9 protein-coding genes and 1 pseudogene are annotated in these 25863 nt (G+C 57.1%); 6 read left to right on the top strand and 4 right to left on the bottom strand.

What is annotated here, in order from left to right; genetic code table 11:
* Positions 1–613: 613 nt before the first annotated feature.
* The 4 genes from BN2106_RS14710 to BN2106_RS14695 all read left to right on the top strand — a co-directional run bounded on the left by BN2106_RS14710 (position 614) and on the right by BN2106_RS14695 (position 10300).
* Entirely contained in the window at positions 614–5854 is a 5241-nt protein-coding gene (locus BN2106_RS14710; RefSeq protein ID WP_050699304.1) for an FIVAR domain-containing protein, read from the top strand.
* Between the two features lie 437 nt (positions 5855–6291).
* A complete protein-coding gene (locus tag BN2106_RS14705) occupies positions 6292–7584 on the top strand; it encodes an SPFH domain-containing protein (RefSeq protein ID WP_050699303.1) in 1293 nt (430 codons plus the stop codon).
* A gap of 26 nt (positions 7585–7610) precedes the next feature.
* Positions 7611–8678 carry a TFIIB-type zinc ribbon-containing protein gene (locus BN2106_RS14700; RefSeq protein ID WP_050699302.1) on the top strand — a complete coding sequence of 356 codons (1068 nt, stop codon included), beginning with the start codon at positions 7611–7613 and terminating at the stop codon, positions 8676–8678.
* A complete protein-coding gene (locus BN2106_RS14695) occupies positions 8675–10300 on the top strand; it encodes a TPM domain-containing protein (protein WP_050699301.1) in 1626 nt (541 codons plus the stop codon). Before BN2106_RS14700 ends, BN2106_RS14695 begins: the two co-directional genes overlap by 4 nt.
* A 140-nt stretch (positions 10301–10440) precedes the next feature.
* On the opposite strand, the gene BN2106_RS14690 is transcribed toward BN2106_RS14695, so the two are convergent.
* On the bottom strand, positions 10441–17493 hold the full coding sequence (locus BN2106_RS14690) for a glycoside hydrolase family 3 C-terminal domain-containing protein (RefSeq protein WP_195891858.1): 7053 nt from the start codon (positions 17491–17493) through the stop codon (positions 10441–10443).
* Positions 17494–17835: 342 nt separating this feature from the next.
* On the opposite strand from BN2106_RS14690, the gene BN2106_RS14685 reads away from it, so the two are divergent.
* Entirely contained in the window at positions 17836–18729 is an 894-nt protein-coding gene (locus BN2106_RS14685; protein WP_050699299.1) for an N-acetylmuramoyl-L-alanine amidase, read from the top strand.
* A gap of 65 nt (positions 18730–18794) precedes the next feature.
* On the opposite strand, the gene BN2106_RS16855 is transcribed toward BN2106_RS14685, so the two are convergent.
* From BN2106_RS16855 to BN2106_RS14670, 3 genes and pseudogenes are all read right to left on the bottom strand, one after another.
* A complete protein-coding gene (locus tag BN2106_RS16855; protein WP_050699298.1) occupies positions 18795–19199 on the bottom strand; it encodes a hypothetical protein in 405 nt (134 codons plus the stop codon).
* A pseudogene (locus BN2106_RS16985) lies at positions 19200–19770 on the bottom strand (hypothetical protein); the annotation flags it as partial.
* 183 nt (positions 19771–19953) lie between these two features.
* Positions 19954–23916 (bottom strand): discoidin domain-containing protein, encoded by a 3963-nt coding sequence (locus BN2106_RS14670; protein WP_050699296.1) that lies wholly within the window; start codon positions 23914–23916, stop codon positions 19954–19956.
* A 466-nt stretch (positions 23917–24382) separates the two neighbouring features.
* Here BN2106_RS14670 and BN2106_RS14665 point away from each other — a divergent pair, with 466 nt between their 5' ends.
* Complete coding sequence (locus BN2106_RS14665) at positions 24383–25624, top strand: ROK family protein (RefSeq protein ID WP_050699295.1); 1242 nt, start codon at positions 24383–24385, stop codon at positions 25622–25624.
* Positions 25625–25863: the final 239 nt, after the last annotated feature.

Below are 25863 nucleotides of genomic sequence, written 5' to 3'. Positions count from 1 at the left end.
ACGTTGCACGTCCGCAACAGCATTGTGTGGTTACAATTGGCTGAAAAATCATTTCAGCTGGCGGAGAGAATCTCTTCTTTGGTTAAACAGAATTTGAAAGTGCTCTGTTTTAAGAGGGATCTCCACTGAAAACCACCGTAGGCGCGAAAGACACTTTGTGTCCACCTGCTAACCGGGAGTCCCGAATAAAGCGGCAGTATCGGATCGTCGCGGCTGGCTAAAAACACACGATCGCTGACTGGACGAGTCGCAGAAGACACTGGCCGCTGGTTTAACGGAAACTGCATACAGGAAAGCGTGCTCTGTGGCCGATATGGCTGCGGGACACGCTTTTTTGTGGACAGATTCTGTTTGCATAAATTCAAGAAATACTAACTTCTTGTTTCTGTTTTTAAAGAAAGAAGACAAAAAAATAAAATGTTTTTCCAATTTTAAAGTCATTCTCCACAATCCAAAACACATTTTATCGTATAACTATTACATTGATTTTACTTATAAAATCATATATGATTAATATAACATAAGTGGTTTGTAAAATCAGTAAGAAGACATCATCTGCTGTTTTATAAGCTCGAAGAAGAAAAGGGAAAAAGGAAAATAGGAGGAGCTTGCATTGAAAAAGAAATGGACAGCGCTGCTTCTGGCGGTTTGCATCGCGGTACAGGGGCCGTCCTGGCTGACGACCGCTCTGGCGGCAAACGAAGGAACAGGAAAAGAACGCACATCGGCCGGTTATGCACAGGAAACGGAAGAACAAAGCCCTGTTTTGAGCGCGGCGGAGGAGAATTTGACCGTCAGCCAAATTGGCGCGCACCCGGTGGATCTGACCGCAGAAGGCGACCTGGACTGGATCTACTTTTATTCGGCCAATCTGGCGGAACTGGAACGGAAAAACGTGGAGAACAAGATGATTTCCAATGTGGTGCCCTTGGGACAAACGGGAAGTCTGACGGGGGATAAGTTTGCGGAATTCAGCTATACGGACGGAACCAGGAGGCAGAGCAACGGGGACGTTTACCAAAGGGAAAAGCGCGGCCTCATTTTGGAACACGCGGGCAACGGAATGACGTTCGACGTCAAGGGCAGTACACAGCCGCGCGTTTTAAGGCTCTATACCGGCGCGTATGCGGCGACGGTGAAGACAGAAATCCGTTTAAATGACGGGGTGGAGCCGGTTAAAGCCTTTGAGCGCGTGGTCGGCGCATCGCAGGGCAACATCATCACAGTGCAATACCAGACGGAAAGCGACGCGGACGTGCTGCATATCCGGATGGAAGTCACTAACGTAACCGACAGTACCTACGGCAGTATGAGCGTTCACGCAGTGACGGTTCAGGACGCGTCCCTGCCGGCGGAACCGGTGACGGTTGTGTCTGAGGACCTGCCGCAGGGCGAAACGCTTCCGGTCAACCTGACGGGCGAAGGGAATCTCGACTGGGCCTACTTTGATTCCGTAAATCTGAATGGCTATGAGTACAAAGATCTGCGGGATACCTACGTGGACAGCTTTATAACCAATGTTTCCGCGCTGGGGACGGCCAATGGGCTGACCGCGGACCGGTTTGCCGCGTTCCAGTTTACAGACGGGACCAACCGGGAAAATAATACAGGCTCCTATCAGACGGAAAAGCGCGGCATCATCATGCAGCGCGTGGGCGGCGGCTTGACGTTTGATGTTAAAAGCAGCAAATCTCTGCGCACGTTAAAGCTTTACACCGGCGCCTATGCGGCGACAGTGAAGACGGAAATCCGCGTCAACGATGAGCCAGAGCCGGTCAAGACGGTCACACGCACGGCAACCGCCACCACCGGCAATGTACTGACGGTGCAGTTTTATTCGGAAAATGAAGAAGATGTTCTGCATTTCCGCGTGGAGGTCACGGACGTTACGGACAAAACGTACGGCAGCGTGAGCGTACATGCGATTTCGCTGTACGATAAAAACCCGCCGGAGGTGGTCCCGCCGGATTACAGCGGCGAGGCGCTGGGCGGAGAGACGGAGGCTATCCAGCTTAACCATGCCCGTGGTTTTGTCAACAGCCTGCAATTCAAAAACGCTGGCAGCGAATGGGTGGACGTCCCTTTCCGGGGCAATAATTTGCAGGGGCCGACCTGGCAGTGGAACGGCAGCGACGTCCGTCTGCGGAAAGCGGCAGACAATGAACATTTATACACCGGGAAACGAGACGGCGTGGAATTCGGGATCTCTTACAGCATCGTAGGAGAGGATATGCTCCAAATTCAGGCCACGCTGCGCAATACGACGGACCAGGCGCTCACACCGGAGCGAGCCAGCATCAATCTGGGAATCGATACCTATATGAAGGATACCTACGACAGTTACAAGAATCTGTTTTTCCCGACGCTCCTGCGGTGTGAAAATACGCATCTGTGGGGCTATTTTGAAAGCCCGGAGAACCATGTCGTGGCCATTACGGCGGACGCGCCGGTTTCCTCCTATCGTCTGAGCTATGAGAGCGGGGCGCACCGCATCAACGGCGTCGTTTTTGATCTGATGCAGGCGGATGAGACATTGCCGGAGCGCCACCCGCGCGACAACGCCACCCTGGCGGCGAACGCAGCGCGCACCTGGAACATCCGCATGAAACTGAGCAGCGATGTGCAATCTGTCAAAGAGGATGTTTCCCGTATGTTGAGCGCCCCGTCGATTGACATCGACCGCTATACGCTGGCGGACGGCGAAAGCGCCCGGATTTCTGTGTTTGCGGGCGAACCGGTGGAAGAAATCGCTGTTACCGCGCCGAATGGCGAACCACTGCCCGCCGTCGCCCTGGAAAAAGCGGAAGACGGACGCTATGTCGGGACCTTTGCCCCGCAGAATGGGGAGGGTGTGTACAAGCTGCAAGCCGTTTCCGGCGGCTACAGGGCGGAAGCCATGGTTACCCTGCGCAAGCCGTGGTCGTGGTATATGGAACAGGCAAAGGAAGCGGCGATTACCCATCCGGCAAAGGCGGCGGATTGCTGCGAATCCTGGTATGGCCTGTACAGCGCCTATCTGGGCAAAAAATATTTCCCGGACGAAGAGCAGGACGCCCAAATCGAGGAAAAATTTGATGAGATTTACCGCATCATCGGCTACAATGAGCTGGGCGTGCCGAAAAACAACCCGTCCCGGATTCAGAACCACAGCACGACCGTCGGCATCCTGGTGGATAAATATCAGGCGGGCGGCGACGCGGAGGATCTGAAAAAGGCTATCGGCATTGCTGATTACCTCATCAGCCGTCAGAATCAGAATACAGGCGCCTATCAGGGGCCGTCCGGCGACTATACCTCCGTTATTTATCCTGCCAAGTCCATCATGGAACTGATGGAGGCGGAAAAAATGATCATGAACACAGGGAATACGGATTTTGATTGGCAGGCCTGCTATGACCGGCAGTATGAATCCGTGCGCAAGGCGATGGATAACCTGGTCAATTTGCACGGGGACCTGCACACGGAAGGCCAGCTGACATTTGAGGACGGCGCGTTCTCCTGCTCGGCCACGCAGCTTTCCCAGTTTGCGTTGCTCCATCCGGAGGGTTCCGCGGAGCGCGCCAAATATCAGGAAAGCGCGTTGGAGTACCTAAATAAGCATCAGGCGCTGGAGCAGGAGATCATTCCGGATTCCCGCATGAACGGCGGTTCCCTGCGCTTCTGGGAAGCGCAGTACGACGTGCTGCTGCATTCCAACCCGGACAACATGATGAATTCCCCGCACGGCTGGACCGCATGGAATATTTATGGCCTGTTTAATATGTATCAGCTCACCGGTGACCCGTATTACCTCAATAAAGGCATGAACGCGATGGGCTCCTGTGTGCAGCTGATGGGGCTGGACGGCAATTTGAACTGGGCGTTTATTGCCGATCCATATGTAAAAGGAAGCCTGTTTGTGCAAGTGGAGAACGATACGTCTCCCTATGGACAGGGAACCCGCAAGGATGTAATTCTTGGGGAATCGTACGTCGATATGATCAGCGACTGGTGGAAGGCTCCGCCGGATACGAACGTCGGTGGCTATTACGGGCAGGGCGGCGCATGCGACAACGATGTACATGAGATTTTCAAAGCGATGGAAGAAACCGTCCTGACCAAAGCGTATGTCGCACAGGCGGAGGACGGCTCTCTTGTCACCTACAACTGCACAGCGGAAATACAGGACGACGGCAGCGTTGCCATTGTGACGGACGCGGAAGAGATGATCGAACAGGTCAGCTTGAACCTTCCGGAGGGAACGGGCTATACAGTTGCTTTTGCAAACAGCGGGAAATCCGCCGCGGGCACGGCGAAAAGCGGTGTGGAATGGATTGTCGCGGACGAATCCGCGAAGGAGCCGCAGCTGCTGAACATGCAGTGGAACCCAAATCAGGCAAACGTGGAGATTGCCGGTGAAACGGACGTCATTCTCGACGGCAACGGCATCTACGGCGCAAAGGTGGTTCCGGGCACGAAGCTGACCTTCACCTTCACCCCGGCAAACGGCCCGTTTGCAAGCGCAAAGCTGAACGGCGAAGATATCCCGTTTGAAGCCGACGGCTTTACCTACACCTACACCATGCCGGACGACAAGGCGGTTCTGCGCTTTACCTTCACCAGCGTGAACAAGAGTGTTCTGGAAACCCTGTTGGAAAAGGCAAATGAAGTGACCGACAAGCAGCTTGCCGGTTTGGTCGAGTCCGTAAGCAACCGCTTCATCGCGGCGCGCGGCAACGCGAAGGCCGTCTATGAAGACGACACAGCCACGCAGGAAGAAGTAAACGAAGCCTGGAAGGAACTGCTCGACGCGATGCATTACCTTTCCTTCGAGGAAGGCGCCAAGGAACAGCTGGAATACTGGCTCGACTACGCCGCCATGCTCGACCTGAACAACTTCACCCCGAAGAGCCTGGAAGGCTATGCGGAAGCGCTCGCCTATGCGGAAGAGATCTACAACGACGAGGGCGAAACGCTGAAGGCAGAGGTTGAAAAGGCGGCCAACAACCTGCACGACGCGATCATGCGCCTGGAATTCAAGGCGGATACCGAGACGCTGGCACTGTTTGTAAAACAGGCACAGGAGATCGATCTGGACGAATATCTGGACGGCCCGGAGAAGGACGCCTTTGAGGAAGTCCTTCCGCAGGCGGAAGCCCTTCTGGCAGACGGCAACGCGACCCAGAAGCAGGTCGATGCAATGACAGACAAATTGTTTGACGCACTGGCTGGCCTGCGCGTCACGCCGGACAGGGAAGCGCTGAAAGACCTGCTGGAGGAATCCGAAGCGCTCGACCCGGCGGACTACACAGAGGCAAGCTACGCAATCCTCCGTGCGGCATTGAATCTCGCATGGGATACCTGCAACGACGAAAATGCCACCCCGAAGGACATCGCCGTACAGTATGCAACCGTGGAGAAGGCCCGCGCGGGACTGGCGCTGGCAGACAAGCCGGAAGAGCCTGCGAAACCCGATGATAACAAGCCGAGCCATAAGCCGTCCAACAGCGGCAGCAAGAAGCCGGTTGGCAATACCTCCGGTACGGGAACGGCAGTTGCTGTGCCCAACCCGTTAATCAACGCGGTACAGAACGTGATGGGCCAGAAGTCTGTCCGTTCCGATACCACAGCGGACTTCACCCTGAAGAGTGGCAATGCCTACTGCTTCAAGATGACGGTCGTCAACGGCAGCAATGCGGCCCCGAACTTCACCGTGGGCAATGGCAGTGTGCTTAAGACCCAGTTTGTGGCGAAGATCGGCAATGACTACTATTACAGAGTCTGGGCGGTCGGCACACCGGGACAGAGCACCGGCGTGTATACCACGATGGCAGGTGAAGCACCGCGACAGCACTGTGTGGTAACGGTTGGCTGATTGCTACCACTGAAAACCACCGTAGGTGCGAATGACGTTGTACGTCCGCAACAGCGCTGTGTAGTGACGATTGGCTGAAAAATCATTTCAGTTGGCGGAGAGAATCGCCTCTTGGCGAACAGAGCTTGGAAATACCCTGTTTTGAAAGTGGCTTCCACTAAAAGCACCGTAGGTGTGATGGACGCTGTGCGTCCGCGTGCTGACCGCAGGTTCAGGGGTGTGGGGCGCTTCCTGTCCGTGTGTTGACCGGAAAGCATCGCAAGAAAAAAGAAAAATCCGGCAGGTTTTCTTGAGAAACCTGCCGGATTTCTTGTCGAGCGAAGAAACTTCACGTCCCTTCCATTGCATCTTCCGGTTTTTTCCGTTACACTGAAAGAGTCTACAAATATTATTGCGAGAGACGGCCGGACCGTCCCTTCCATCAGGAGGTATATAAAATGGGAATCATCAAAGCAGCAGCAAATATGATCGGCGGCGCGCTGGCGGACCAGTGGCTGGAGGTCATCGAGCCGGATCATATGGGCGACACCACCGTGTTTACCAGCGGCGTGACCGTACGGAAGAACGACCGGCGCAGCAGCAACACCAAAGGGACGGTGAACACCGTTTCTGACGGCTCCGTCATCCATGTGTATGCCAACCAGTTCATGATGCTGGTCGATGGCGGAAAGATCGTCGATTACACGGCGGAGGAAGGGTATTACGTAGTAAACAACGCCTCCATGCCCTCTCTGATGAACGGACAGCTTGACGAGGCCATTGACGAGGCGTTCAACCGTTTTCGCTTCGGCGGTGTGACGCCGGTACAGCAGAAGGTGTATTTTGTCAACCTGCAGGAGATCAAGGGGATTAAATTCGGTACCCGCAACCCGGTCAACTATTTTGATAATGCCTACAACGCGGAGCTGTTCCTGCGCGCGCATGGCACCTACTCCGTAAAAATTACCAACCCGCTTTTGTTTTACAAGGAAGCAATTCCGCACGACCGCGAGCGTGTGGATATCGAGGATATCAACGAACAGTATTTGTCGGAATTCATGGAAGCGCTGCAAGCGGCGATCAATCAGATGTCCGCAGACGGCGTGCGCATCTCCTACGTGACCTCCAAAGGGCGGGAACTCAGCAAGTATATGAGCACCATTCTGGACGAGGACTGGAACCGCACACGCGGCTTGCAGATCCAGTCCGTCGGCATCGCCAGCATCAGCTATGACGAGGAATCCACCCGCCTGATCCACATGCGCAACCAGGGCGCAATGCTCAGCGACCCGTCTGTTCGCGAGGGATACGTGCAGGGCGCGGCGGCGCGTGGGTTGGAAGCGGCGGGCTCCAACCCCAACGGCGCCATGGCTGGTTTTATGGGTGTGAATATGGGCGCACAGGGAGGCAGTGTTGCGGGGGCGTTTTCCCAGTCCAACCAGCAGCAGATGCAGCGCCAGCAGGAGGCGGACACGCAGAAGGAGCCAAAGGTTTGGACCTGCTCCTGCGGGACGCAAAACAGCCGAGGCAACCGGTTCTGCAAAGACTGCGGAAAGCCGAAGCCGCAGTTGGGCACGCAGTGGGTCTGCCCGGAATGCGGCGCCTCCAACGACGGGAAGTTCTGCGGGACCTGTGGGCATAAACGGCCCGCGGGCGGATTCCGATGCGACAAATGCGGCTATACCTCCGATGAGGATATGAAGTTCTGCCCGGAGTGCGGCGACCGCGTGGACGAGAACGACCGGAGATAAAGCCAGGAAATCGGGGAGGGAAACAGATGGAGACCGTAACGTATAAATGTCCCAACTGCGACGCAGGGCTGGTTTTCAGCCCGGAAAAGCAGTCGTTTGTCTGTGAATACTGCCGCAGTGTCTTCTCGGAGGCGGAGTTGGAAAAAGTGGAGCAAAACAGCACGGCGGCGGGCAGCCCGCATGCCGTGCCATCCGGGGAGGAAGCGGGAGACGCGTTCGCCGCGCACGCCGCTCTGTATACCTGCGCGAACTGTGGCGCGGAGGTTGTGACGGACGACACCACAGCGGCCACACAGTGCTTCTACTGCCACAATCCGGTGGTGCTTTCCGGAAAACTCTCCGGGGAATACCGCCCGCAGAGCATTGTTCCGTTTGCAGTGGAAAAGGAAGAGGTCAAAAAGCGCTTTGCGGAGTTTTGCAGGAAAAAGCATTTTCTCCGCCGGGATTTCCGCACGGAAGCGCAGGCACAGGAACTGGCGGGTGTGTACCTGCCATATTGGCTGATTGACAGCAGACTTTCCGCAAAAATGGACGCAGAAGGCACCAAAATCCGCGTCTGGAAGGTAGGGGACACGGAGTATACGGAAACCAAGCGCTATCACATCCGGCGCGAGGGGTACGTGGACTTCCGCGATTTTTCCGCCGCGGCGTTTTCCAAGCGGACGATGGAGCTGGCGCGCGGCGTCCTGCCGTTTGATATGGACAAAAGAAAGCCCTTTTCCATGCCGTATCTGTCCGGCTTTCAGGCGGAAAAGCGCAGTGTGGAGCGTATGGACCTTCAAAACCGGATTCATGAGGAGATGGCGCAGGCGGCGGGACGCCGTTTGGACGACAGTGTACATGGGTATACCACCGTGCGGAAAGACGATTTGCAGACGAGTGTCCTGCAGGAGGACTGGAACCATACGCTGCTGCCGGTTTGGCTGATGACGTACCGGTTCCGGGAAAAGCTGTACTATTTTGCCATGAACGGACAGACCGGGAAAATCTGCGGCAGCCTGCCGGTCAGCGGCCCAAAGCTGGCGGCGCTGTTTTTCGGAGTGGCCGCAGGGATCTTTGCTTTGACCCTGCTGATTGGGGGTGCGCTGCTGTGAAACTGCGGATAACCGGCGGCGTGCTGGCGTTTTTTCTGTTCTTTACAGTGTTCTGCGGCGGCCTGACGGCATTTGCGGAGGAGAAACGGGTCTATGATCAGGCCAAATTGTTTTCCACGGACAGCGCCATGCGTCTGGACGCGCGGGCGTCAACCCTGACCGATAAGCTGGAAGTGGATTTTATCATCGTCACAACGGACGACGCACGGGGAAAAACGCCGCAGGCCTACGCGGACGATTTTTATGACGATAACGGCTTTGGTGTGGGCGGCGACAAATCCGGCGTGTTGTTCCTGATCGACATGGATAACCGGGAGGTGTATATTTCCACGTCCGGCAAAGCCATCGCCTACCTGACAGATACCGTTATCGACGGGCTGCTGGACGATTCCATCGGATACCTCAAGCAGCAGGACTACAGCGGCGCGGCCTCGCATTTTCTCGACCGGATGGAAAAGCTGTTTCCGGGAGATGACGTGCCGGCAGGGATTGAGACGGAACATATTTTTGATCAAGTGGGATTGTTTTCTTTAGATCAGGTTTTGTCTCTGGACAGCAGTGCGGATGCTCTTGAAAAAAGTTTGGATATGGCTTTAATTGTTGTGACAACAGATGATACCGGAGGAAGAGACTCCCGGGAATATGCAAAAGAGTTTTACGAAAAGGGCGGTTTTGGCAAAGGGAACGACAAAAGCGGCGTGTTATTCCTCATAGATATTGCCAACCGGCAGGCGGCCATTAACACGGCAGGGAAATCGGTGTGGCTTTTGTCAGAATTTGACATTGAATTGATTTTAGATGACGTTGTACCATCTTTAGAGACACAGGATTACAGTGGTGCGGTGGCGTCTTTTTTACAGGCGATGCAAAAGCGGGTTCGACCAACGACGCGCTATGTGATAGATGAGACCAGCGTGCTGACCGACGACCAGCTTAAGCAGTTGGAGACAGAAGCGCAAGAAATCTGCGATCGTACGAATGCGGATATTGTTTTTATCTATTCGGATGATTTGCAGGGGGAAGATATTGTGAATGTGTATTCTAGAAAAAGTTATGGAAGAGGGGAAATGGGAAGAGCGATTATATACATTTATAATCGCGTAGATCATTTGGTTTATATACAGATATTTGGTGAGGTGATCCAACCGCAGACATCCGAATCTGATATTTTATTATATCCGTTTTATTATATAGAGAATAATGATTATGTCAGTGCAGTACGGTGCTTTTGGAATGAAACAGAAAAGCAAGTGTCCATTAAGGAACAAGCGGAAGAATTAAAAAAAATCCAACTGATTGTAATCATTGGAACTGTCCTTGCTCTTATAGGCGGCTTTATCGCGGTGCAGATTGCGCGTTCCGGCTACAAGGCCCGCGTGGAGAAAGAGGAAGAAAAACAGCGGCGCGGCGGCATGCTGCATCTAACCGTGGATGAAGATACTCTGGTCAACACGTACACGACCAGCCGGTACATTCCGCCCCCGCCGCCGCCCAGTTCTCACAGCGGGGGAAGCTCCGGTGGAGGCAGTTCCAGCTTTGGAGGGGGCAGCTCCAGCTTCGGCGGAAGCACACATACTTCCAGCGGCGGCGCGACCCACGGCGGCGGGGGAAGGGGATTCTAAGCCCAAAAATTATATTTGGCTCCCTTATAAAAATGATAAGAGGGCCCTTGCGAATGGCATACGCCACCCGCAAGGGCCCTCTTTACAAGTTCACTGAACTTTAAGTTTTACAGCTGTCTTTGCAGTCTGTGATGGTGTATTCAGCCAACCGTCACCGTGCAATGCTTGAGGGGATTCTGACCGCTCAGTGTCGTGTACACGCCGGTGCTCTGTCCCGGTGCGCCGACGGCATAGACTCTGTAGTAGTAGTCATTGCCGATTTTCGCCACAAACTGGGTCTTGAGAACACTGCCGTTGCCCACGGTGAAGCTCGGAACCTGTCCATTGCCGTTGACAACCGTCATCTTGAAGCAGTACGCACTGCCTCTCTTGAGAGTAAAGTCGACGGTGGTGTCGGAACGGACGGAAGATTGCTGCGCCACACCCTGCGCCGCGTTTACCACCGCGATGCCCTGTGCGCCGTAAAGGTTGCCGTAGGACGGCATGCGGCTGGTGGAGCCTTTGGATGTGCCGTTGTGTTCCGGCTTCAGATTCAGCCCATTGTACGCGTTGGTCACAAGATCGATTGCCCGCGCGATCTGTTCGCCGGTCGCGTCCGGATCGTCCAGTACGCCGTTTGCCAGATTGACAGACGCCTTCAGGGCCGCAACACTGGAATCCGTGTACTTGCTGAGGTCCTGCGCATTGATCTGTTCGAGCACGTCTCTCAGTGCATCCTTGGTCGGAATCTTGCGGAGTACCTGCATCGCGTCATTCAGAGCGGATACCGCCTCTTTGATTTCCGCCGCGGTTGCGTCCTGGTCTTCCAGCACGGCCTGTGCGTGCGTGAGCGCCTCTGTGAAGGCTTCCTTGCCCTCGTCGAGGTATTCATTCAGGTCAATTGCCAGCGCTGTGTTGACCACCTCTTGCAGAAGATTCTTATCCGCCGCGCGGACCAGAGCGTTCCACGCCTTTTGCAGCGCGTCAAATGCTTTTTCCACGTCCGCCTGGAGCGGTTCGCCGTCCGCGATCAGCTCTTTCGCCGCGCCGACGGCTGTCTGGAGCGCCGCCCAGCTGTCGCTTGTGTAGTCCGCCGGGTCGAGCATGTCGATCACGGCCAGCAGGTTCTCCAATTCGGTGGTGTCGCCCTCGGCAAAGCTCAGGAAGTGGATGGCATTCAGCATCTTCGACCATGCGTTGTCGATGGCTTCCTGGTCGGCTTTCCGGTCAGCTTCCACGGCCTGCGCGTTTTCCAGCGCCTTGTCGAACGATTTCTGCACGGTTGGGATCGCCGTGCTGTACTCGTCGCCATTTTGGAGGTCTTCTGCGATGGAGATGACCGTGCGCAAAATCTGCTTGTTCACAGTGGTGAACGCAAAGTTCAGTTCTTTGTCTGCCTTTGCCATTTCGCCCTCGTAGGTGAAGGCGGATGCGTTTGTTTCCTCGTCAAACACAATCGCGTTGGAAACATCTTCGCCGTTGAGCTGGGCGGAGAGGAATTCCCTGCCTTCCACTCTGGGCGAGAAGACCAAGGTAAACGCTTCGCCCGCTTTCAGCGCCGCCTTGTAGACGCCGGTGATGTTTGCCAGGCCGGTGTCGCCCTCTGCTTCCAGCGCTGCCAGTCTGGCGTTGAAGTTTACGGTGAGGTGGCGGTCCGGCTGCTGTACGTCCGCCTGATTGTACAGGGAAAGTTCGTTGATGGACCACCAGTTTGCGGGTACGTCTTCCGTGGAAATAATCTTTACAAACTGCGCGGTCTGCGCCGGGAAGAGGATCTCCATATTCTCGGCGGAATAGCCCTTGCCGCTGACAACCGGATCGGACCAGGTTTCACCGTCGTTGGAGACGACGACTTCGTAGCCGTGTATGTAATCGCCGCTGCTCTGGCAGTTCAATACAATGCGGCTGAAGGTCTGTGGTTTGCCCAGGTCGACCATGAACCACAGCCCTTTGTACTGCCCGGTGCCGGAGGTCCAGCGGCTGCCGACGTTGTTGTCGATGGCGCAGCCGGGGCTGTCCTGCGCGGGCGTTGCAGAGGATGGCATGTCGGAGGCGTCCGCCGTCCAGCCGTCCTTCGGGAGCAGGACGGGGGCATCCGCCACCTGCACAGTGACCGTTTTGGACAGCACGGATTCGTTGTCGGAGGCATCCAACGCGCGGATGCTGTAGGTGTAGAATTCGCCGGTTTCCAATCCGGCATCCGTATAGGTACTGTTGGAGGTGCGGGCGATCTCTTCACCGTCGCGGTATACAACGTACATCACAACGCCGGTGTCGTCGGACGCGCCGCTCCAGCTCAGGGTAACATCGCCGTTGTTGGAGACCGCGGAGAGTTCCGTCGGCGGGGTAGGCGGTTCTTTATCCTCCACCCTGCGGTTGCAGATGTTCAGTTCAAAGATAGCCCACCAGTTGCCGCCCGCGACGCCAACCTGGTTGATCTTTACATATTCCGCCACCTGCTGCGGGAAGGTGATCACGGTCTGTCCCTGCACGCCAGCGGTGCTGACGACCGGGTCGGACCAGGTCACGCCGTCGTTGGAAACGCGCACTTCATAGGCGCGGCCGTAATCGGCGGTGTCGCAGTCGATCACAACCTGATTGAAGGCGTATCTGCCGCCCAGGTCGATCATGAACCACTGGTTGTTCGGGTCCTGCATCACGCTGGAGGTCCAGCGTGTACCCGGGTTGCCGTCGATGGCGCAGACCGGCGCGTCTCCAGAGGGGGAAGCGGAAGCCGGAGATTTAAACGCGCTGGCGGTCCACTTGTCGCGCGGGAGCTGCTCTTTGCTGGAGTCCTCCTGCGCCTGGAATTCCATGGACGCGTCGGAGAGGTTGCCCGCGAGGTCGTACGATTTGACGGTGTAGGTATAGGTGACGCCGCTCTCGACGTCCGTGTCCACATAGAGAAGCTCGGAGGTCCGGGCAATTTCCTCGCCGTTGCGGTATACGATGTAACCGGCCACGCCGACGTCATCGGAGCCGCCCTCCCAGTTCAGGATCACCTGCCCGCCGAGGCCGGTTGCATAGAGATATTCCGGCGGGGTCGGTGGCTCTTTGTCCGTAAATTCCTTGCAGAAGAGGTACGCCTCGTTGACGCACCACCAGTTGTTGGAGGAGGAACCGGTCTGCACGATTTTGATGTAGCGGCAGTTCTGCTTGGAGAAGTTCATGGTGGTGTAGCCCTTGACGCCCTTGCCGGAGGTGAGGACCGGGCCCCAGTTGGTTCCGTCGTTGGAGGCGTAAACCTCGTAGCCGCGGATGTAGTCGTCGTTCGGGGTGTACATCACAAGGGTGTTGATGTCCTTCGGCTCTTTGAAATCGACTGTCAGCCACTGGCCGGGGGCCTGCATCTGGCCGGAGGACCAGCGCGCTTCCGTGCCGTCGAAGATATTGGAGAACGGCTCGGAGTCGACCGCGTAGGAGAAACCGTTTACAGAGAAGCCGTCGGTGGACATCGGTGCGGAGGAGAGTCCGCCGACGATCTCCAGTGTGCGCAGGCCGATCGCGCCGTCCGCCGTGATGCGGACGCGGTGCATGCCCTCGGAGAGGGTGCCGGTGTCGTATACCAGCGCGTTGTCCGCCGCGTCGTCCTGCTGGAAACTGACGGAACCGGCGGCCGTATCGTCGATGGCGACGGAGGCGGTTCCGAGATCAGGACCCTTGGGGCCGTACAGCTTTGCGTTGGTGCCGTCGAACCAGAATTCCACGAAGTCGCCCGTGTTGGCGGTGGATTTGACGCCGTCCGCTTCGGTCCAGCCGGAGCCGTGGTAGGCGAGATCCGCGTCGCTGCTCTCATAGGTGAATACCTGCGGGGCTTTGACGGTAAATTGGTAATCCGCTTCCATCGCGTTGCCAGAAGCGTCCGTAATCGCGGCGGCAGGCAGTACCGCGGTATAAACCTTGCCGTATTCCAGCATTTCCTCCGGCGTCAGGGAGAGCTTGCTGCCGTTTGCCTCGACGGCGCAAGCGATGGCCTTTTCCCCGTCGGAGAGGGTGAAGGAAGCGCCGTCCGCTGTTTTGACCACCTCGGAGAAGTAGACGTCGATGCTGGCGGTCAGGTTGGGCATGTAGCGGCCCGCCATGGGCACCGTTGCGATGACCTCCGGCGCGGTGGTATCCAGCACGCCCATGCCGCCGTGCATCAGGACACTGTCGAGGAACAGGCCCTGGTTCAGCGCTTTGATCTGAATCTGGTTTAATCCCACCTTGAGGTCGACCGGCGCGCACATCTCGGTTTTCCAGCGCGTCCAGCCGCCGGTGGAGGGCAGGTAATAGGTTGCAGCCAATTTGCCGTTGACGTACAGCTCGCACGGGGCGGCCTCACGGTTGCCATTGGAGTAGGTGAGTCCCAGACGGTAGGCATTAAAAGTCGGCGCGAGCACGTCCATGTTGACGGTGCTGCCCGCGTTTTGAAGCTCTATATAGCCTGTCCCGGTGAAGCCGGGGGTTTTCTTGGCGATTTCCGCGCCGTTGAGTTCGGTGGCGTTCTCCGCCTGATAGACAAAGCCGTCGTCGGTTTCATCTGGGGGCGGCACGTCGCCGTCGTCGGGCGCGCAGTCCGCTGGCTTCGGCGCGGTGCGGTGGATGGTCTGCACGATCAGCTTATCAAGATGCAGGTTTTCCGTTGCGTCGGTACCCTGCAATTCGACGGTGTTGTCGCCCGCCGTCAGCGCGACGTCGATGCTGTCGTAGTTCCAGACGGTATCCCAGCGGGTGTTCTGGAAGTCGTACGCACCGGCGTTCTCCCCGTTGACCAGCAGTGTGGTCACGCGGTTCGGGCCGTAGCTCGAAGCGGTCGCGCCGTTGTAGCCGGGGTTGGAGTAGCGGAAGATCAGGGAATAGTTGCCGTTCTGCGGCACGTTGACCGTCCACTTGGCGTGGCTGTCCGCGCTGTTAAAGAGCAGATAACCGGTTTTGGCGCCGTCTACCTCTGCTCCCTCTTTGACCTGTGTGTCGGCGGTGTCGGCGGCGTCTTCTGCCTGCACGACGCGATAATCCGGATCCGGAAGCGTGTCTTCCGTCAGGGTAAAGGCGCCCTTCTGGCGGATATCGTCGGATGCGCTGCCGATCCAGGCTTCAAAATCGCCCTTTTCCGCCATCAGGGAATGCACGTCCACATCCCAGAAGCTCAGGGATTCCGCGTCAATGGAAAAGTCAACGGTTTTGGTTTCGGCGGGCTCCAGGGAAATCTTTTTGTAGCCCTTGAGCTCCTTGAGCGGGCGGTCGATGGAGGATTCCACATCGTGGATATAGAGCTGTACGACTTCCTTGCCCGCGCGGCTGCCGTTGTTGGTCACGTCCACGCTGGCAGTAATGGTATCGTCGCGTCCCATGGAATCCGCGCTGAAGCGCAGGTTGCCGTAGGTGAAGTCGGTGTAGGAAAGCCCGTGGCCGAATGCGAATTCCGGCTCGATGTTCTGCTGGTCGTTCCACTTATAGCCGACATAGACACCTTCCTTGTAGAACACGTCGTCATATTTCACATTGCGCTGGTCCTCGCCCTCGTGGCCCGGCACATAGCCGACGGTGTCCTCGTAGCGCTTGGGCCAGGTGTTGGTCAGTTTGCCGGAGGGGTTCACATTGCCCAGCAGGATGTCCGCGACGGCGTTGCCGCCCTCCATGCCGGGATAGTAGGTTTGCAGTACGGCGGGGACGTTGTCCACCCAGTCGCGCACCTCGTACATGGAACCGCTCAGAACCACAATGGTTTTCGGGTTCGCTTCCGCCACGGCGTTGATCAGTTCCAGCTGAAGCGGAGGGAAGTCGAGATTGGAACGGTCACCGTCCTCGGTGTCCGCCACATTCGGGTCGCCGGTGGTGGTGCTGTTCAGGCCCGCGAAGACGATCGCGTATTCGGAGTTCTTCGCGGCCTCCACCGCGGCGGCCTTGGTCGCCGCGAAATTGCCCTCGTCGTAGGTGGGGACGTTCAGGCTGACGGAATCGCCCAGTTTATTCTGTAATCCCTGTAAATTGGTGATCTGGTACGGCGGGTTGGTCGCGCCGCTGCCGCCCAAGCCGGGGACATAGAAGTTGTAGTTGACGTATTTGCCCAGCAGGGCGATGGAGCCGGTTGTCTCTTTGTCCAACGGCAGAAGGTTGTCGTTGTTTTTCAGCAGGACGATGCCTTCATCCGCGACCTGCCGCGCAACCGCCTGATTGGACGGGGTATTGGACTCGCCCTTTTTGCGGTCCGCCGCGGTGTAGCCGGTGGAATCGACCTCGTTCGTGGAGATCATGGACTTGGTCAGGTGCGCCAATCGCAAAAAGCGCTGGGACGCCTCGTTCAGGTATTTGACGTCCAGCTCGTCGCCGCGGATCAGCGCTTCCAGCTTCTTGAAGGGGCTGCCCGCGCTGTAGGGCATGGCCAGATCCAGTCCGGCCTTGGCGGCGATCACGTCGGTGCGGGTGTTGATCCAGTCGGTGATCACAACGCCCTTCATGCCGTAGTCGTATTTAACCAGATTGGTGAGAACATAGCGGTTGTCGCTGGTAAAGATGCCGTTCATGCGGTTGGCCGCGGTCATCACGCTCCACGCGTCGCCCTGCTCGATGGAGGCCTGGAAGGCCGGCAGGTACAGCTCGTGCATGGCGCGCTCGCTGACGTTGGACGACATGAAGTTGCGGTTTTTCTCCTGGTTGTTCGCCATCAGGTGCTTGACCGTGGCGGCGACGTCCATACTCTGGACGCCCCGCACATATGGGGCGACCGTCTGCGCGGAGAGGTACGGGTCTTCGCTGTAATATTCAAAGGTGCGGCCGTTGATTAGGTCGCGGTTGATGTTGGTGCCCGGTCCCAGGAAATACTGGATATCTTTATCCAGGCATTCCTTACCGATGACCTCGCCGATCTGGTAAACCAGCTCCGGATTCCAGGTGGAAGCCATAATCATGCCGGAACCGAAGGAGGTGTGGTGCCCCATGACGTTGCAGCCCATCGGGCCGTCGGACATGGTCATGTAGCCGAGCCCCTTGTCCGCGATCGCTTTGGTCTGGTTGCCGATTTTGCTGCTCTGTCCGGGTTCCCCCGCGATGCCGCCCAGCGTCAGGCGGGCGCGGTCACGCAGTGTGAGCTGCGACAGGGACAGGTTGATTTGTTCTTCCAGATCCGCGCCTTTCTGCGGCTCCGCCGCTTCAGGTACGGCAAACGCCGGTGTGCAGCTTCCCAGTGCCAGCAATGCGCTGAGCAGGACTGCGGTTGCTCTTTTCCATTTCATCTGCAAGCTCCTTTCATTTTGCGGGGACGCTGTGCCGGCGGTTCCGGCGGCGGTCCCCATTCCTCTGATCCAAATAAGCGCGCTTCATCCTCCTTTCAGTTTTACAACCAAAAGATTCAAGTTAAACCATTTAAATCTGTAATTGTATTAAATCAAAATTGATAAATAAAGTGATACTAATGGAAGAATTATATGGAATTATCATAAAATACCGTTTGATGAATGAATCGAATCATTCACAGAAAGTTTGCGGATTTATTCTGAATCTGACTTATTTGGCAGATGGTTTCCGATAGGATAAAGACAACCGGTTCACCGGAAAAACAGAGAGGAGAAACCGTTATGAAACGACCAGCTAAGACCAGCCTGACCGCCGCATTGCTCTGCCTTGCCGTGTCCGTTGCCGGGATCCCGCCGGCCTCGGCTGCCGTCGCGGAAAAACCGTTCCTTGTCTACATCAGCCCGTCCGCCCAGCCGTGGAATACCTATGCGGACGGCGTTGGCAACGAGGAGATGTACATGCGGAAGATCGCCGTAGCCATGGTGCCGTATTTGCAGCAGTACGGCATCAACTACATTGTCGCCGGTCCGCAGGACGGCCCCTCGTCCAGCCAGAGCAGTTTTCTGCGCGCCCGCATCCGGGAGGCGGAAAACCGCGGGTGCGACCTTTACCTGTCCATCCACTCGAACGCCGCCAACGGGCAGGCCCGGGGCGCGCGCTTTTATCTGCACGGGCAGGACCAGGGGGGCAACACCTTCACGCAGCTCCTTGCCAGAAACTATTCCTATCCTGATACGTCCAATATCCGGCGCGTCAACAACAACTCGTTTCTGGAGCTGAACACACCGACCATGCCGCGTGCACTGATTGAAACGGCGTTCCACGACAACACGCAGGACATGGTTTGGATTCAGAACAACATCGACGTTATCGCAAGAGATCTGGCGGAATCCGTCTATCAATTTTCACAGCAGCGGGACGTGCCGGCCCGCGCGGGCATTGGTTCCACCCGCATTTCCGCGCGGCTCTCGCCCGGCGGAAGCTTTCAGTGGCTGATCGATTCCGTGCCGACGGGAATCGTCTACAGTGCGTCCGATGTCCGGTTCACGACCAGCAATGCCGCCGTGGCAACTGTGAACGCGGGCGGCAGGGTGACGGCGCGCGCCAGAGGGACCGCCGTGATCCGCGCCAGCGTGGACGGCTATACCACCTCCTGCACCGTGACAGTCCAATAAAAAGCCATATAAAGGAAAAGAGCAGCGCCCCCGGAGCAATTTTACTCCGGGGGCGCTGCTCTTTGTTACAGGTCGTTCACAACAAAAATGCTGAGGGTGCCGGTGAGCGTACCGGTCAGCGCGCCGTGCACCTGGAGAGAAAGAAAGGTTTGCAAAGGTACGTCGACAAAAAAGCTGCCGGTCACGGAAATGGGATTGTCGCCGGAAACCGCCTGCGCGGTAGCGGTGAAATTCGGATCTGCCCTGCTGCCCACATAAGGGGCAACCTGCAGGTAGCTTCCCGCTGCTGCCTGCCCCTGTACCATGAACGCCACCTGGTAAAGGTGACGGGGAGAAAGGGTAATCGTCTGGTTGTTGGCGTCCAGCGTGATCCCTCCGTTCCCGCGCAGATACTGGTAAAGCGTGAGGAAGGAACCGTCGCGATAGGTGTCGGACTGTACATAAAACAGGGAATAGTCGCGGGTGTCCACTCCGGAAGGGCCTGTTGCCCCGGTTGCTCCCGTCGCGCCGGCGTCGCCCTGCGGTCCGGTTGCACCGGTTATGCCCTGTGGTCCGGCAGGCCCAATGGGGCCCTGGTCGCCGGTCGCACCGGTTACCCCCTGCGGTCCGGTTGCACCGGTTTCCCCCCGTGGTCCGGTGGGGCCGATGGGTCCCTGATCACCAGTTGCTCCTGTGGCGCCCTGCGGCCCTGCCGCACCGGTTTCTCCCCGCAGTCCGGCAGGACCGGCTGCGCCTTGCGCGCCGGTTGGTCCTGTGGCACCCTGCGACCCGGTTGGCTACCCCCTGCGGCCCGGTGGAGCCGGTTGCGCCCCGCATGCCGGTCGGCCCGGTTGGGCCGCGGGACCCGGTGGCGCCGGTCAATCCTCTTGGCCCGGTCGGGCCGGTTTCCCCCCGCAGGCCGGTTGCGCCAGTGGCCCCGGTTGGACCCGTTGCACCTCTTGGCCCGGTTGGTCCCACGGTCCCCGTGGGGTTGCATCCCGGAAAACATCCCGGTACATAAAACGGAACGGATCCGTTTGTTGTATATGGATTCATAGTCATAACCTCCCGCGCCAGTCTATGCGCCCTTTGCGGCGCGGGAAAGTTGTCCGAAAAGAATGGACCGCAGTAGCGGCCTTATACAGAGTGATGGCGGCATGAAAACGGCTCCTCCCCACCGGAGCGGGGAGGAGCCATCAAATGCAGCCGATTGTTACGCGTTTAGCCAACAGTAAGGCAGCTTTGTCAGTTGATAACCTGGTAGACGTTGAGTTCCGCGGCAGAGGCAAAGCCGCCGCCGCCCGCCTTGGCGGTGAGCGTGATGCTCTTTGCATTCACCGCGTCGAAGGTGGCGGTTTTCAGGCTGGCGTTGTTCGCCCAATTGCCGCTGGCGACTGTGACGGTTTCACCGTCGGCAGTGACTACCTGCAGGTCGTACTGCGTGATGATGCCGTTCGGACCGGAAGAGCGCGGCAGATAGGTGAATTTGTTAATGTGAAACGGTTCGCTGAAGGTCAGGGTGATGCTCTGCGGCAGCGCGTCGGAGGCGCCGGCCGGATAGTTGGTGTGCCAGAGCGTCGTCTCGTCCCCGTCGATGGCGAAGGAGGCCGGGCCGTCGGTGCCCGTGGCGGGATTCTTCTCGCTGGTCGCCGTGGCGGTCATCTTGCTGTGCGGCACCAGGCTCTTGTCAATGAAGAGGTCGCCTTTGGAAACGGTAAAGTCGTCGATCACACCCTGGAAGGCGTCTGTTTCGCTGCCCAGCGTTGCCAGCGGCAGCAGGAAGGTGCCGAACTGCGCGGCGCTGACGCCGTGCTGAGTGATGACGGTATTCGCGCGGCTGATCTCATCCACATAGACGTCGTTGACAAAAAGCTTTGTCTTGTTGTGCTGGCCGACGATGCCGAGCTTGACCCACTCGCCGACCGGCAGCGTGTAGTCAAAGGAATAGTCCACGCCGTCGCGGGAGAAGCCGACCTTGCCGGTGCCCGCCTGCACGGCTTTAAACGTTCCTTTGGCAGATTCCAGCAGAATCTGTTCGTCGTTTCCGCCCAGCTCGCGTTTGACCCACATGGACATGGAGTATTCCGGTCCCATGTTGGAAAGCGGCAGGGAGACGTGGCTGTCGTAGGAGGTAAATGCCAGGCCCTGGCCGTTCTTGCCGTCCTCCGTCAATTCGACGTTGGACATGTAGAGCGCATCGTAGCCATTTTCGGAGGTGTCGGACATGGCGCGGCCCAGAGAGCCTTCAAAATCGAAGGAGAGGACCTCGTCGCCCTTGGATTCCACAATGCCGCGCGGATTGGTGTTCGGCGCGGTGCCAATGGTTTTGGCGAGCGACTGGAATTCCGCGTAGGTCTTGTCCGAAGCCTCGCCCCAGCATTTCTCGGAAAGGGCCTGCATCGGCGGGAAGAGGCGGTCGAACATGTCGTACTCGGTGATGCCGTTGTAGCTGATGCCGGTCATGTCGTTCCAGAGGGCGAACGAACCGCCCAGCATCTGCGGCTCGCAGGCGGAAATGACCGTACCGTCAAAATTATTGGGGGTCCAGTTGTTGTACAGGTACTGTACATTTAGATAGTCGTGGTAGTAATTGGCGCCGGGCACAATGTACAGATTGCTGTCCAGAATATTGATCAAATCGTAGCCCTGATTGAACATCGGCAGCGGCTGCGCCCAGCCCTTGCTCCAGATATTCATCTGCACGCCTTCCGAAACGACCGGCGTGCTGCCGTTCTTGCTGGTCAGGCTGCCCCAGATGCGCGGGGTGATGCCTTTGTCCAGCACATATTTGAGCATGGTGTCCGCGTATTTCCGGTACTGCTCCGCGTTGCCGTAGAATTCGTCCGCGCCGACGTGGAAGACGGAATCGCGGAAGACCGGCTCCTCGCCGTCCTGCGGGTCCAGGTATTCGTCAAAGATACCCTTCATAAATTCAACGGCTTCCGGGTTGGTCACGTCCAGCATCGCGCCGTTTTCCTGCGGGCTGTGTGTGTTCGAGCCGTTGTAAGCGTATTCCGGATGTACCTTAATAAAGGCCAGGGAATGGCCGGGGCTGTCGAATTCCGGTACGATATTGACGCCGTACTGTTTGGACAGGTCGATGAAATTGCCGAAATCCCGCTTGGAATAGGACAGGTCCTGCGCCGTCAGATAGACGCCGTTTTCGCCCTGTACGCTGGACTCCAGGCGGAAAGCGGAATAGGCGTTTTCAATGGCCTCCTGTTTGGTGGCATAATTGTTCATCCAGATGTAGTTGTCATTGAGATGGAGATGGAAGTCGTTCATCTTATACCAGGACATGGTTTTCATGACTTCTGTGATGAATTCCAGGGAGACCGGGCGGCGAGCCACGTCGAACATGAAGCCGCGCACCTTGAACTTCGGATAGTCGCGGGAGACGCCCTTCGGGATCGTGGTGCCTGTCTGCTTGAGGATTTGCAGGACGGACCGCGTGCCCAGGAATACGCCCTGTGCGGTTTCCGCCTCGATGGTCAGGCTGTCGTCTACGCGGAGGTAATAGCCCTCGTCGCCAAGGCCGCCGTCTTCGGTGTCCAGCGTGAGGAAGAAGCCGTGCGCGTCCGCCTTGCTGCCCGTGGTGACGGAGGCCCAGCGGCCGGTGATGTCCTCATAGTCCTCCGCAAAGGTGTTTGCCGTCTCCAGCAGCTCGTTTGCGTAGACGTCATCCACCACGATGCGCGTCGCGTTCGAGATGGAGAAATTGCCCTGCCCGCCGCTCCACTCGCGCAGCTCCGGGATGACCAGCGGCTTTGCGTTGCCGCCGGCCGGCTCGGTGCCGGGAATCTCCACGGCGATGTCGGGGGATTTGGCGGTTTCAATGCCGCGCGTAACCAGGAACATCACGGAAACGGTGACGTCGGAAACCGGCGGATAAATGGTTCCGTCGCTGTCCACGACCTGCTCGTAGTCCGCGCCGATCAGTTCAACGGTGCAGTCCTCCGGCACGGCCGGCATCGTCAGCACGGTGTCGCCCGCCTGAACGGCGGGAACCTGCAGGGAGGCGGCGACGTCTGCAAGCGTCTGCGGGATATCGCCGCTGTAGGCCTCCACTTCATACAGGGAGACGGTGCTCCAGGTGACGCCCTCGCTGGTGGCGTTGAATTTGGAAATGTATACGCGGATATAGCGCGTTTTGACCGCCTCGTCCAGCGCGATAATCTGCCGGAAGTTGGCGGGTGCGCCGGTGCCGGTGTAGACCGGGTTCCAGTTTTCCCCGTCCTCGGAGAAGTCTACCGTGTAGGAGGTCGCGTTCCGGCGCTCCCATTCCAGTACGATATTTTTCACGGGCTTGACCGCGCCGAGGTCGACTTTCAGCCAGTGCGGGCCGTTGCCTACGGCGCTGGCCCAGCGGGATTTCTTATTGCCGTTCCGGTCAATCACACCGTCAATGGCTTTGCTGGCGGAAAAGTCGGCGGCTTCACTGGCGGATGCGGTGGCGGTGCCCTTCAGACAGAGGTTGCCCTCCTCGATGGGCTCGTCCGGCACCTCCGGTTCCTCTGTGCTGTACGCCTCCACCTCATAGAGGGAGACGGTGTTCCACTTGATGGTTTCGCTGATTTCATTAAAGGCGCGGATTACAATTTGCAGGTAGCGTCCGGAAACGGGCGCGTCCAGCGCGATCTCTTCGCGGAAATCGGACGGGGTCTGCGTGCTGGTGTAGACGGACGTCCAGTTTTGCCCGTCCTCGGAGAGCTCAACGGAATAGTCGGTGGGGTTCCGGCGTTCCCATTCCAGCGCGATGGAAGAGATGGGATACGATTTGCCGAAGTCGATCTTCAGCCATTTGGTGCCGCCGGTGGTATTGCTGGCCCAGCGGGATTGATCGCTGTTGGGTTTTACGTCGCGGTTGACAATGCCGTCCACCGCTTTGGAGGCGGGGAAGTTGGCGTCTTCTGTATCTGAGGCGGCGGCCGCAGCGTTCAACGCTACATTATAAAGCGTTTCTTCCTCCTGTGCGGAAGCGCTGCTGGAAGACGCTGTGCGCGAGGGAGCTTCTGCCTTCGGCGGCGCGGTTTCCTCCTGACTGGGGGTAGAGGGGAGCTCCATGACGGATTCTGGGCCGTGCATGGGATCATATTGTGTCCGGTTATTGATGGCGGCCATCGCCGTGCTGGCTGTGCCGCCGCAGAGCAGTGCGCAGGCCAGTGCCAGTGCGGTCAGCTTTCTGCCGATGCGAGTATTTCCTTTCACGTTTTCATTCCTCCTTAAACAATTGTTTTTTCAGTCTCCTTTCTACCCTCCTTCATCCGGACAGCCGGTCCGTTATTGTTTCTTTTTCAGTATAGAATCTGTAAAAGAAAAAAAGAGGTGAATCTGGAAAATTACAACAATTTTTCTGCTTGAATAAAATTATTTTTCAACATCATTCATAGCGTGTAAATGATCACCGGATGACAGATCTGGGCGGGTAAGGGAGATATGATTCTGAAAGGTGAAAAAATATACGGCCTGAATGGATGCTATCTATAGGTTATAGATCAAATTACATAGGACAGTGGTGTGATTTTATGGCAATTTTATAAATGCTATCTCGAGAAAAACATATTTTTTCGTAAAAATGGTGCATTCTGTATGGTTTTAATTAAATACAAGAATTTATATGCAAAAAAATTTTAGTATAATGGAGAAAATTACCAATGGATGGGCGGGAGTAAACATGAATGAATTTAATACGCGCAAAAGTATCAATCAGGAAAAAAGCCAGTTGATCAACCGTGCTTTGGTGCTGGATCTGCTGAGGCAGGAAGGGGTCTGTTCGCGTGCCACGCTTTCCCAACTGTCCGGGCTCAAGCAGGCGACCATCACCAACATCATCAACGAATTTATCACCTGCGGCCTGGTGGTCGAAACCGGCCTGATGAGCGGCAGTAAGGGAAGGCGCTCCATCGGCATTGCGTTAAATGACCAGAAGTATAAGGTGATCGGCATCCGTATGACGCGCAGCGCGTTTTTCCTTTGCCTGGCGGGCTTGTCCGGTAAGCTTTATACGGTCAAGCAGTACCGCATTGGGCCCAAGGAGAACGTGCAGATCACGATTACCCGGATTCGGACTGCGATTTACACCATGCTGCAGGAAAATACAGACACGGAAATCCCTGTGGTCTGCATGGCAATGCCCGGCCCGTATTACGAGGAGCGCGACAGCATCTTTTTTGTGACGGAGCTGTCCGGCTGGCAGAATTTTCCGATTAAGGACGCGCTGACCAAGGACTTCACCGTGCCGATCCAGATTGTCAACGACGCGAACGCCGGCGCGTTTGCACAGCTCTGGTACCGCAGTAAGGAATACGGCATCCGCAACATGATCTATGTGCTGGCGGGACAGGGCGTGGGCTGCGGCATGATCACGGACGGCAAGCTGGTGCTGGGCCACCGCGGGCTTGCGGGCGAGTTTGGGCACAACACGATCAATTTCAACGGGCCCCTGTGCGAGTGCGGCAACTACGGCTGTTTGGAAAAATACTGCTCCACCATCGTCCTGTGTGAAAACATTCAGAAGCGGCTGCAGGCCGGAGAGGATTCCGTGCTGTCCACAGAAGACCTGAGTGTACAGCGCATTTCCGAGGCGGTCAAGGCGGGGGACAAGGTCGCGCGCGAGGAATTTGAAAAGGTATGCGGCTTCCTGGCGATCGGCATTATCAATCTGGTAAACCAGTTCAACCCGGGCCTGATCGTCATCGGCGACGAGCTGACCAAAGTGGACGGCGAGCTGCTGCTCTCGATCGTACAGGAACGTGTACATAAATGCGTCAACCCGCTGATCTACAATGAGATCACCATTGAGCTGGACGAGATGCCGGAAAATCCCGTGCTGATGGGCGCGGCGGCCATTGCGGCGCAGCAGGTGCTGGCTGATCCCGGCAAGTTGATGGAGCTTCCGGAGGAGGAAGACGGGTAATCCCCGATTGACAAAAGAACGGGGCTGTCTCAAAACGCACATTTTGCACAAAATACGGACAGGATATCAGGAATCCCCCCGCCATAGGCGGGGGGATTTGTCGTTCAGCCGGGTCTGTGTATGCTGGCCATGATGGGACAGGCCCCTTTTTGGTCTCAGACCAGGCCGCTCCCGGGATGAAAAAAAGCGTTGAGGACCAGACAGGTCCTGTCTTCTTTACACCTCTACAAGGTGATAAA

It is taken from the genome of Anaeromassilibacillus senegalensis, from assembly GCF_001261775.1.
GTDB lineage: Bacteria > Bacillota > Clostridia > Oscillospirales > Acutalibacteraceae > Anaeromassilibacillus > Anaeromassilibacillus senegalensis.
Note: the sequence above shows the minus strand (reverse complement) of the source record. Positions and strands in the feature narration are given on the sequence as shown.

Bases quoted from the DNA above. Each gene is read 5' to 3' on its own strand.
- BN2106_RS14700 (WP_050699302.1), top strand. From the start codon at position 7,611: ATGGAGACCGTAACGTATAAATGTCCCAACTGCGACGCAGGGCTGGTT.
- BN2106_RS14685 (WP_050699299.1), top strand. From the start codon at position 17,836: ATGAAACGACCAGCTAAGACCAGCCTGACCGCCGCATTGCTCTGCCTT.
- BN2106_RS14705 (WP_050699303.1), top strand. From the start codon at position 6,292: ATGGGAATCATCAAAGCAGCAGCAAATATGATCGGCGGCGCGCTGGCG.
- BN2106_RS14690 (WP_195891858.1), bottom strand. From the start codon at position 17,493: ATGAAATGGAAAAGAGCAACCGCAGTCCTGCTCAGCGCATTGCTGGCA.
- BN2106_RS14665 (WP_050699295.1), top strand. From the start codon at position 24,383: ATGAATGAATTTAATACGCGCAAAAGTATCAATCAGGAAAAAAGCCAG.